A 2784-nucleotide genomic window follows, 5' to 3' on the forward strand; every position below is an offset into this window, starting at 1 on the left:
CTCCAGGGGAAGGCGGGCCCGCAAGGGGCTCGGCGGGTGGGCGGGGCGCCGGGCGTCCAGGCTCCCGAGCCTGGACCTACACGGGCCCTGAGCCCGGGGTGTTTCAGCCCAGGCCCAGCCGGGGCAGGGTGACTTCGCGCACCCGGGGGATCCGGAAGCGGTAGAGGAACGCGTCCGCGAAGTAGTGCGCGAGGACGACCGCGTTGGTCGCGATGACGCCCAGCGACCACAGGGGCTGCTGCTGGAGGAAGAAGTTCGTGGCCGCGTTGCCGGTGGCGCCGTCCACCAGCGTCACGAAGGGGCTGTTGACGATGCCCACCAGGATGATGGGCGCCATCACCGCGAGCATCGCCGCCCACACGCGGGGGCCCCGGAGGCGCGCCGTGGGCTCCGCGGCCGTGGGCTCCAGCATCCGGCCGGTGAGGAAGAAGTACTCCAGCCCGTGGATGCCCGCGCTCAGGATGGCGCCCCACAGCGGCCACACCAGGTACACCGCCACCACCGCCGCGTGCCCCAGGACATACACCCGCCGGGGGCCGCTCTGGCCCGGGGGACCGCGCATCGCGAGCACCAGCTTCGCGACGAAGACGCCCCACACGGCGAGCAGCACCCAGGTGAGGGCGTGGGGCAGCGAACCGGACTCCGCCTGCCCGATGTTGATCATCGGCCCCATGCCCCGGGACGCGGTGATGGGCAGCGCCAGCGAGCGCGCCATCATCAGCACCAGCGCCACCGGGACGAACTGGCGCTGGAGGGTGCGCTCGGCTTCCGACAGGGGCGGAGCGCCCTGGGCCCTTCCACGAAGGCCGTGCAGTGCCCACAGGCCCTTCACCTGCGACAACGTGTGGTGCGCCGCGAGGACGTGGATGCTGGCGCCCAGGAGCAGCGCCAGCAGGGGGGCGTGCTCGCTTGCGTACCAGAGCAGTCCGAAGGTGAGCGCGAACACCGCCGCCGAGCCCCCCACCAGCAGCCGGGACTGGTTCGGGGTGGTGTGCAGCAGCTCGCGCCGGGTGCCCACCAGCAGGAAGGTCAGGATGACGTGCGTGCCATTGAGGAAGACGTACTGCGAGGTCCACCGGCCAATCAGCTGGGAGAACCCGCGCGGGCCCTCGCCGGTGAAGCTGGCCAGCCACGCGCACGCGAGCATCAGCAGCGTGGGCAGCAAGAGCAGGCTGATGTCCGCCCGGGGCGAGAAGAGCCACAGGCCCTGGAAGCGCACGGACGCCGGGGCTTCGGACGTGTCGAGGGCGGAGGCGGGGAGGGTGGGCATGCGCGCGCCAGTATAGACGGTGTGGGACGCGGAGGGCTCGGTGGCCCCCCTCCCTCCATGGAGGGCAGGCGGGGAGGCCCGCCTCAGGGCACGGTGAAGAGGCTCCAATACTGCGCCCACGTCGTGCGGTCCCCCTTCAGGCGCTCCTGGGCGTAGCGCAGCATCAGGAAGCCCTGGAGCAGGATGAGGAGCACGAAGATGCCCCCCACGAGGCGCCGCGTGGCCGGCCGTCGCAGGCTCGTGAGGAAGCCGGCGATGCCGAACGCGAAGAGGGCGCTCGCCTCCGTGTAGGCGCGGTGTCCGAAGCTGGAGCCGTAGGGCCAGTGCCACCACGAGGCCACGAGGAACGTCTGGAGGATGAAGAAGAGCGCCAATGGCAACAGGTAGGGCTTGAGGCGCTCGCGGTCGCGCACGAAGCCCGCCACCGCGAAGAGCCACAGCGGTGCCCAGAAGAAGAGGCCCTTGCGCACGCTGAAGAGGACCGCGAGCACCTGGGGCCTGTCGAAATGGAAGCCCTCGCCCCGGTAGGAGAAGACGAACCACTTCCCGGTGGCGTAGTGCCAGTAGGCGAAGAGGATGGACATCACCGCGCTGAAGGAGAGCAGGGCCAACGCGATGTTCCGGACGTTCGCCTTGAGGAAGGCGAAGCGCGCCCGCTGCGTCGGCAGGTCGAAGACGCCGTACAGCAGCACGAACAGCGCCATCAGGCCGTTGGTGTTGCGCACCAGCGCGATGAACCCCAGCACGAACCCCAGCAGCAGGGAGCGGCGCGCGGTGGGCTCGCGGTACCACCGGGGCACGATGAGCAGCAAGCCGGCGAAGAGCGCGAACGAATACACATGGCTCATGCTCGCTTCGAGGCTGCCGTAGTGGAACAGGTTGGTGCCGAACGTGACGGCGACGAGCGTCGCCAGCACCACCGGCGGCGAATAGCCAGCTTCCTCCAGGGCCCGGCGCAGCAACGCAAGGCCGATGAGCAGCGCGAGCAGTCCGTTGAGGGCCGCCGCCACATGGTACGGGCGGGAATAGCCGCTCTGGTTCGCGCCCACGAGCGGCGCGCTGACGTGCGCGAGGAGGAACGCGGGCGCCATCAGGAGGGCCTGTCCCGGGGGGTACTTGTTGATGTAGCGGCCCGTGTGTTCGTCCAGGGTGAGGCCCAGCGGGGACTTCAGGTCCGTTCCCCACTCGGCCATCTCCGTGCGGAAGGACAGGTCGTGCTGGACGAAGAGGGCCGTCAGGTACAGGTGGTAGCCGTACCCATCCGAGCGGATGGCCGGCATCAGCGGATCCGCCCGGTAGTAGAAGAAGTTCGCCAGCATCCCGAGCACGAACACCTCCGGGAGGAACGCCTTCAACGCGCGGTGCACCCAGGAGGTCGTGGGGCGGGCGGAGGCGAGGGGCGGCGAAGCAGGCGTCATGGGCGGGACTCTACCGCGTGCGGCGCGGGGGCCGGTGTCCGGTGCCTCTCCGGTGCCTCTCCGGTGCCTCTGGGCACGTGACCAACGCACCGGGTT

2 protein-coding genes are annotated in these 2784 nt (G+C 70.3%); both read right to left on the bottom strand.

Annotated features, from left to right (window positions below; all coding sequences use genetic code 11):
- Positions 1 to 103: 103 nt before the first annotated feature.
- Positions 104 to 1270, bottom strand: coding sequence for a hypothetical protein (locus D7X74_RS40995; RefSeq protein WP_120538347.1), 1167 nt, complete (start codon positions 1268 to 1270; stop codon positions 104 to 106).
- An 83-nt stretch (positions 1271 to 1353) separates the two neighbouring features.
- Positions 1354 to 2688 carry a hypothetical protein gene (locus D7X74_RS41000; RefSeq protein WP_120538348.1) on the bottom strand — a complete coding sequence of 445 codons (1335 nt, stop codon included), beginning with the start codon at positions 2686 to 2688 and terminating at the stop codon, positions 1354 to 1356.
- Between the last annotated feature and the right edge of the window lie 96 nt (positions 2689 to 2784).

The organism is Corallococcus sp. CA047B (assembly GCF_003612065.1).
Classification (GTDB): Bacteria; Myxococcota; Myxococcia; order Myxococcales; family Myxococcaceae; genus Corallococcus; species Corallococcus praedator.